Below are 8,371 nucleotides of genomic sequence, written 5' to 3'. Positions count from 1 at the left end.
ATTACAAGAAGGATTACAACAAGGATTACAACAAGGATTACAACAAGGATTACAACAAGGACAAGCTACATTAATCTTACGTCAACTAGAGCGCCGTTTGGGAGAAATTGCGCCGGATATTCAAACCCGCATCCTTCAATTATCCAGTGAAGAATTAGAAAATATAGGTGAAGCCGTGTTAGATTTTAGCAATCTAGAAGATTTAATCGCCTGGTTAAGTAGGTAGGTGTAAAAAAATTAAGGCAAAATTTGTAGATGCGGGTTGAGCGAATAGGCTTGCTACACAATAGCTTATCCTTGCAAAACCCGCTCTTTCTTCTCCCTAACTCACTCTTTCCGCCAATTCTAACCACCTTTCTGTAGCAGAATCAATCCGTTGACTCAATTCTGCTAAACGCTGAGTTAACTTCTGAATCTCCATAAAATCACTGGGCGGATTATGATAGAGAATCTTCTCAACTTCTTCCTTCTCAGCCTCCATCTCCGGAATTTTAATTTCTAGGGATTCGTATTCCCGCTTCTCATTAAAGGAAAGCTTAGTCGATTTTGTTTTCTTGGTATCCGCTGTTGCTTTAATATTTTTAGAATCTGATTTTTGTGCAGCACTATCCCGTTGCTTGACTAAAGTCTCCTTATCTTCTTCTGCTTTCTTGTAGTCTAAATACACCGAATAGTTACCGGGATACTGACGCAAGTTTCCACCGGATTCCAATGCCAAAATATTGTCAACAGTGCGATCGAGAAAATAACGATCGTGGGATACTACAATTACACAGCCATTAAAGTCTTCCAAATACTCTTCCAAAACCCCCAAAGTCTGGACATCTAAGTCATTAGTCGGCTCATCCAAAATTAGCACATTCGGCGCACTCATTAATACTCGCAATAGAAATAGCCGTCGCTTTTCTCCACCAGATAGTTTGGCAATTGGGGCATATTGTTGATCCGGTGGAAATAGAAATCTTTCCAACATTTGAGAAGCCGTAATTACTTCACCATCGGATGTTTGGACTAATTCCGCAACACTTTTGAGATATTCGATAACTCGTTGGTTTTCGTTCAGATTGACATCTTCTGAATGTTGATCGAAATAACCAATATGAATAGTAGATCCAAGTTCTACTCTACCCGAATCTGGCTCAACTCGTCTGGTAATAATATCCATAAGAGTAGATTTTCCTGCACCATTGCTACCAATAATACCGATCCGATCTTCGGGATTGAAACTGTAGGTGAAATCTTTGATTAAAATCTTTTCTCCGTAAGCTTTACAGATACGATCTAGATCGATAACTTTCTTACCAATCCGACGGCCAACAGTAGAAATATTGACCTTGCCATGGACTTCCTTGAACTCTTGTGCCTGCATATCCCGAATGCGATCGATCCTGGCTTTTTGCTTAGTGCTACGGGCTTTTGGCCCGCGTTTTAACCATTCCAATTCTCGTCGCAATACGCCTGTATATTTCCGTTGGGTATTGAAGGCAGATTCATCAGCTTCTGCCTTTTTTGCTAAGTAATAGGCATAGTTACCAGAATATGCGTAGAGATCTCCGCGATCGATTTCCAGAATGCGATTAGTCACGCGATCCAAAAAATAGCGATCGTGAGTAATTAGTAATAATGCACCGCGAAAGCGGTTTAAATAGCTTTGCAACCATTCCACCGACAGGGCATCCAAGTGGTTTGTTGGTTCATCCATCAACAATACATCAGGTTCTGATAAAAGTGCGGTTGCCAGAGCAATTCTTTTGCGATATCCGCCAGATAAATTGCTAATTTTTGCCTCAAAATCTTGAATGCCCAACTTGCTTAAAATAACTTTAGCGTTGCTTTCTAATTCCCACGCACCCACCGCTTCCATCCGTTGAGATAGGCTAGAAAGACGCGCCATTAACTTTTCAGAATCACCCGATCCGTGGGCTAGTTTATCAGAAATTTCCTCATACTCCCGCACCAACGCCATCTGTTCGCCACTATCGGCAAATACTTGCTCCAAAACAGTGCAATTTTCATCTAAATCTGGCTGTTGGGGCAGGTATACTATTTTAGATCCAGAATTGAGCCAGCGTTCACCGCTATCAATTGGCTCCAATCCTGCTATCATTTTTAGTAAGGTGGATTTACCGGAACCATTTGTGCCAATTAGTCCTACTTTATCGCCTTCATCTAGGCTGAAAGTGGCATCCTTCAAGATTTCCTTGATACCAAAGTCTTTTTTGAGCGATCGCAGCGTGAAGATAGTCATCAGTTTAAGCTAGAGCGACAATTTTCAACCATGTCTTACAATATACTAACTAAGTCGGCAAAATTTAACTTAAAACTACCCAGCCATGAAAAACTGCGTTTCTGAGTGTGATGGTTTGTGAGTGTGAGGTTTATTGACTGCCACTTACCGATGGTTTGCTGTTTAATTTTTACTTTTGAACCAACTTGCGGCAAAATAAGAGGAGGTTAAAACTGGAGGAGCTATGTCTAAACCTAAAAAGCACAATCTCCAATGGATCAAAGAAACCCTAGAACTAAAAGAAGATCATAACTGGAAATCCAAGCCGGGAACTCGGATCTTCGTGGCAGGGCGAGGGGCATTACGCTTCGATGTCCCCGAAGATTGGCATTTTGAACCGGAGGCTAAGTCATTCAAATTTCTTGACAAAAAACCACCAAATGATGATTGTTGCTTAGAAGCCTCTTTTAATTTATTGCCCCCTGGCAACTGGGCAGAGTTTCCCCTAGTACCGCTGTTAAAACGGGTGATTAAAGATGAGACACGGAATGTAATTGAAAAAGGTGAAATTATTCAACTAAAGCGCCAAACTGCCCGAATAGTTTGGACTGAAATTAAGTTTATCGATCCTCAAGAAAACCGCGAAGCCTATTCCCGTATTTGTATTGGGTTAGGATCTAATGTACAGTGCCTCATTACTTTTGACTACTGGGTAGATGATGCGGAACATTTAATACCTGTATGGGATACGGTTATGGATTCCGTAGTTCTCGGTTTATTTATCCGCGATCCTCGCACGGGATTTGCCTTCCCAGACTAATAGTTTACCACCAATATTTTGACAGGTGGAGAAATCTCTTACTAAAGAGAGTAGTTTTCGTTTGATTTATCAAGAAAGGATAGCGTTTGCTAAATATGAAAAACAAAAACTGGTTATCGTTGGTTGTACAGCTACAAGGATCTGTTGTGCCATCTATTCTTTATCGAGTAATAGGATGTGGCATATTTGGAATGGTTATTTCGATTCTTCATCAATTAAAAATACCCGTATCTCAACCTGCATTTGACAAAGTTATTACCAGTACCGTTCTGGTTTTAGGGTTATTACTAGTTTTCCGGACTAACACGGCTTACGAAAGGTTTTGGGAAGGCAGGAAGTGTTGGGGTGGTGTAGTTATTAATACCCGTAACTTGTCACGGCAAATCTGGACTTCAGTATTAGAAAAGAAAGGAGAAGATCGAGCTGAAAAAGAATCAGTTTTGCGGTTGCTGGTGGCGTTTGCAGTGGCAATGAAGCTCCACCTACGCTCGGAGCCAGTAAATAGCGAGCTAGCGGCATTAATGTCATCTTCCCAATATGATAAGCTGAAAACGATGAGCAATCCCCCCCTAGAAATTGCGGCCTGGATTGGCGATTATTTTCAACAGCAATCAGAGCGAAATTGCCTCAATACATACCAAGTGACAGCCTTTAATAGTTTACTCAATAACATGATAGAAGCGTTGAGTGGGTGCGAGCGGATTTTGAGGACACCTATTCCTTTAGCCTACGTGATTCATCTCAAGCAACTCATACTAATTTTTTGTCTGGTATTGCCATTTCAAATTGTGGCACAAGCTATCTGGTTTACTGGACCAATTGTGGCGATAGTGAGTTTCACATTGTTTGGCATTGAGGAAATTGGTATCGAAATCGAAAATCCCTTTGGTCACGATCCTAACGATCTACCACTTGATGGACTTTGCGATACGATTGGGCGAAATATTGACGATTTAATTAAGCTAGAGCCTAGTGTCGGTTTTAAAGGATAGAGGCGGAAATCTTTTTATAGAAAGAAGATCCCCCTAAATCCCCCTTAAAAAGGGGGACTTGAAATGATAAAGATTTCTCCCCCTTAAAAAGGGGGACTTGAAATGATAAAGATTTCTCCCCCTTAAAAAGGAGAGTTACGGGGTATCTAATCTAATAAATAATATAAGATGTGAAGAAGCAAGATATCTTCTCATGCCATACCTGACTAAAGATACAGACATTCGATCCGCGATCGCAAACTACACCGAAGCCAAAACCCTGTGGCTAGACACGGAAGTGGCTGACTACCAAACCGACAAGCCTAGATTATCATTAATTCAGGTACTCGATGATGCAACTGACAGAAACGGCGATCGCGTTTTCATCTTAGATGTATTAGATACACCAAAACTAGCCGCTGATTTTATTGCCAAAATCATGGTAAACCCGGCGATTGAAAAAGTTTTTCATAATGCTCAATACGATCTAAACTTTCTCGGGAAAAAGAAGGCAAAAAACATCACCTGCACCCTAGAATTAGCCAGAAAAATTCCTTACTACCTCGTACCTCTACCCAATTTCCAACTCAAAACCCTGGCAGAATACCTCTGCGATTTTCCCAGTATAGATAAGAGTGAACAAGGAGGGGATTGGGGGTGTCGCCCCCTCACTCCTAATCAAATTAATTACGCTAAGATGGATTCAGTTTATGTCGCACAGGTACATCAACGCCTGCTGCAACTAGCTCATCCAGATCCTGCTGCTGAAGATATTGAAGCACTGACTCTGAGATATCGGCAAATCGAGCATCGCTGGAAGCAGTTAGATACCGAAATGCAGCAAATTAAAGAACGACTCAAAGCAGCAATGCCAGCTCAAAATTGCTCGGAAATTAATGGGTTTCGGATATCTAGTCAAACTCGCACTACCAAAAAAGTGGCATTTAGGCATCTGGTTAAAGTGACACAAGCACTAGGAATTGAGTTAGATTTGTCAGTACAACTTACAAAAGAACTTCAGCAGAAATTGGGCGAAAATATGGATAAACTACCGATAGAAGAGGAGGTAAGTACTAACTGGCGACTATTAATTGAGGATTGGGAAGAAGAGGAAGTTCCTTTCTAGTTGTTAGTTGTTAGTTGTTTGTTGTTTGTTGTTTGAAATACCAATAACCAATAACCAATAACCAATAACCAATAACCAACAACCAATAACCAATAACCAATAACCAATAACCAACAACCAACAACCAATAACCAATAACCAACAACGAGATTCATAATATGTCCATCGATTTATTTAACCGAAAAAAAACTAACTTTGTCTTGTGGCGTGGAGGTGCATCGGAACCAAATCCCACTGTCTACATCACAAAAGTATCTAGCAATAACTCAATTCAAGTAGAAGCATTTGGAGAATTTCCCCTCCATCAATCCAGCCAATTTCCAGAAGTTTGGGAAGTATCTGCGGAAGAATGCGGTTTAGTAGATGGACAAGTCTACTATTACTGGTTTAAAGTTCGCAATACCGATCCCTATAATTCAGGCAATTCTAACCAAATTCTCTACTGTACCGATCCAACTGCCACAACTGTGGATCGCAGAGTATTAGCTCCAATTCCGTCAGAAGAGGGAGGAGTTGCTACCTACGATCCCGCTAGCATAATACTTTATCAAAATGGTATTTTAACTCCCTGCGATCCCGAAGGAAAAACAGTAACTTGGACATGGGATACTACTGTTAATACTCTACCATCGAATAATCGACTTGTAATCTATGAATTGCCTACTCGCTGGGCTGAAATTGGTCAAGATGGGCAAATAATTGTGGGAATAGGTACATATCGTGATGTATGCTCTCTATTAGAACCTGAAGCAATTTCTTCAAATTTTTGCGACATTGAGGCGTTAAGTAAAGACAAAGCTCACTTGTTAGAATTAGGAATAAATACCCTAGAATTACTACCGCCAGCCGATAGCGATGACAATCTGGAATGGGGTTATGGTACAGCTAACTATTTCGCTGCTGATTTCGATTTGGGATATTCTGAGGCTCAGAAAACTCCTGCCGCCTCCACAGATTTAGCTCAACTAATCCAAGTTTGTCATCAATATGGTATTCGCTTTTTTGTGGATATGGTGATGGCATTTGCTCGCAATAATCCGTACCACAATATTAATTTCCGTGATTTTTATCTCCAGTGGCGGCCAAAAGGCGATCCAAAAAGAGATCCGGAACAAGGCGATCGTGATGGCTTTGGCGGCGATTTATTTAAGTACAATTATTGGGTGGAAGGATATCACCCAATTACTGGACAAAAGTCATGGTTTGTCCCTGCTAGGGAATACATGAAAGCTTACATGGCTCACTGGTTGGAATACTATCGAGTCGATGGTTTGCGGTTAGATAGTGTTAATAATGTGGGGAATTATGACTTTTTGCAAGAATTTAAAAATTTGGCTCATCAACTATGGCAAAAAAGAGGGGGGACAAGAGATAAATTCCTAGTTGTTGGGGAAGAATTAAGCGTACCCATGTCTATTCTCTATCAAAACCGCTTGGATGGATTGTGGAATGAAAAGTTTAAACAGATTATCCGACAAGTTATTTTAGGCAAGAATGCTGGTGGTGAATCTAGTTTTGAATGGAGTGTTCGGAAACTGATTGATTGTCGTAATTTAGGATTCACCGATGGTTCCCAAGCTGTTAACTACCTCACATCTCATGACGTAGGAGGCTTTGGCAACGAGCGTTTCTTCAACTATCTGGTAAATAATGGTGTTGTTTTCGCAGAATCTCGCATTAAGTTAGCCTTTGTTTGTTTGCTTACCGCAGTGGGAATTCCTATGATTTTAGCTGGAGATGAATTTGCCGATCAACATGATTTGGATATTAGTGACGATCGCAGTAATCGCAAACAAATCGATCCCGTTAACTACAGTCGGGTGCAAGAAGAATGGCGACAGCGTATTTTCCAATATGTGGGAAGATTAGTTCGTTTCCGCACATCTTCTGATGCTTTAGCGGTGAATGATACTAAGTTTATTCACGTTGATTTTTATGGAGGGAAACGGGTATTAGTTTGGCAACGGGGTAATAAAGCAGATAATTTAGTAGTTGTCGTGGCTAATTTTTCGGATTACGGTACTCCTCCTGGTGGTGAATATAAAGTACCAAATTTCCCTGCTACTCCTGCTGATAAGGAATGGAAGGAAATTACTCAAGATCGGATTATTCCACCTAATTGGGTTGGTAGAGAAGGAATATTTCCTTGGGAAGCTAAAGTTTATGCTTTGGTATAACTCAGATCTTGTACCATTCTAAAATGGCGGTTAAAACCGCGTCTACACAAACCATCTTCTAGTCTGCGGAGGCAGACTTAGTTTGTCTAGCTGCGAATTCATTCGCTGGCGGTTAAAACCGCGTCTACTGCCAATTCATTCGCTGGCGGTTAAAACCGCATCTACTGCCAATTCATTCGCTGGCGGTTAAAACCGCATCTACACAAACAAAACCCGCCGACGCGGGTTTACCTCAAACCATCTTCTAGTCTGCGGAGGCAGACTTAGTTTGTCTAGCTGCGAATTCATTCGCCAAGCCCGATTGCGACTCCCCATGCCCTATTCTACAATCGGCGTATTCCCTCAATCAAACCTTGACAAACACCAGTCAGAAAATCTAAATCCAGAATCTCAATGCGATCGCTATTTTTATGATAGTGAGGATTCCGCAAAAAGGCCGTATCAGTTACCATCATCGCCCGATAACCTCGATCCCAAAACGGAGAATGATCGCTCAAGCGAGTTTGTCGCACCATTAACCCTCGATTTGGTACAGGTAACAACACACTTGGAGTTCCCGTTTTCCGCATATTACGACTCAGGCTAATTAAATCGGGAATAGTAATTAAATTACCCACGAATGCAATAAAATCTCCCCGATTAGGATAGAAGTATTTCAAGCCAGGTGGATATAATTGAGAATTAGGAGATGAATCGCAATAACCCAGCATTTCCAAAGAAATCATCAACCGGAGAGATTCTCCTTTTTGCTTTAAATCTTCCGCATATTGTTGGCTGCCCAATAATCCGTATTCTTCCATATCAAAAGCCACAATTCTCACAGGATAATTTAGGGGTTTTATGGCAAATTCTTTAGCTAATTCGAGCAAGACGGCAACACCTGTGGCATTATCATCCGCACCTGGGCTTCCAGGTACGGCATCATAATGTGCCCCGATTAAAATAGGGGAAAACCTAACCCCCCAACCCCCTTCCCTACTAGGGAAGGGGGAGTTAGACTCGTGTTTTCTGGTAGGAAAATCCGGCTCCCCTCTCCTTGCAGGGGAGGGG

At 41.3% G+C, this 8,371-nt stretch carries 7 protein-coding genes; 5 read left to right on the top strand and 2 right to left on the bottom strand.

Annotation, left to right across the window (positions count from 1 at the left end):
- Positions 1 to 226, top strand: a 226-nt coding sequence (locus tag NJ959_RS21420) for a DUF4351 domain-containing protein (protein ID WP_254013775.1), incomplete at its 5' end; no start/stop codon positions are given.
- Between the two features lie 96 nt (positions 227 to 322).
- Here the strand turns inward: NJ959_RS21420 and NJ959_RS21415 are convergent.
- Positions 323 to 2,248 carry an ABC-F family ATP-binding cassette domain-containing protein gene (locus NJ959_RS21415; protein ID WP_254013774.1) on the bottom strand — a complete coding sequence of 642 codons (1,926 nt, stop codon included), beginning with the start codon at positions 2,246 to 2,248 and terminating at the stop codon, positions 323 to 325.
- Between the two features lie 223 nt (positions 2,249 to 2,471).
- On the opposite strand from NJ959_RS21415, the gene NJ959_RS21410 reads away from it, so the two are divergent.
- The 4 genes from NJ959_RS21410 to NJ959_RS21395 all read left to right on the top strand — a co-directional run bounded on the left by NJ959_RS21410 (position 2,472) and on the right by NJ959_RS21395 (position 7,321).
- Positions 2,472 to 3,047, top strand: coding sequence for an Alr1449 family protein (locus NJ959_RS21410; protein ID WP_254013773.1), 576 nt, complete (start codon positions 2,472 to 2,474; stop codon positions 3,045 to 3,047).
- Between the two features lie 95 nt (positions 3,048 to 3,142).
- Positions 3,143 to 4,039, top strand: coding sequence for a bestrophin family protein (locus tag NJ959_RS21405; protein WP_254013772.1), 897 nt, complete (start codon positions 3,143 to 3,145; stop codon positions 4,037 to 4,039).
- A 193-nt stretch (positions 4,040 to 4,232) separates the two neighbouring features.
- Positions 4,233 to 5,144 carry a ribonuclease D gene (locus tag NJ959_RS21400; RefSeq protein WP_254013771.1) on the top strand — a complete coding sequence of 304 codons (912 nt, stop codon included), beginning with the start codon at positions 4,233 to 4,235 and terminating at the stop codon, positions 5,142 to 5,144.
- Positions 5,145 to 5,302: 158 nt separating this feature from the next.
- Positions 5,303 to 7,321, top strand: coding sequence for an alpha-amylase family glycosyl hydrolase (locus NJ959_RS21395; RefSeq protein WP_254013770.1), 2,019 nt, complete (start codon positions 5,303 to 5,305; stop codon positions 7,319 to 7,321).
- Positions 7,322 to 7,644: 323 nt separating this feature from the next.
- On the opposite strand, the gene NJ959_RS21390 is transcribed toward NJ959_RS21395, so the two are convergent.
- Positions 7,645 to 8,371 (bottom strand): M20/M25/M40 family metallo-hydrolase (locus tag NJ959_RS21390; RefSeq protein WP_254013769.1); only part of this gene is annotated, 727 nt, incomplete at its 5' end.

It is taken from the genome of Limnofasciculus baicalensis BBK-W-15 (assembly GCF_024178385.1).
Lineage (GTDB): Bacteria > Cyanobacteriota > Cyanobacteriia > Cyanobacteriales > Coleofasciculaceae > Limnofasciculus > Limnofasciculus baicalensis.
This window is presented reverse-complemented; position numbering and strand designations above follow the sequence as displayed.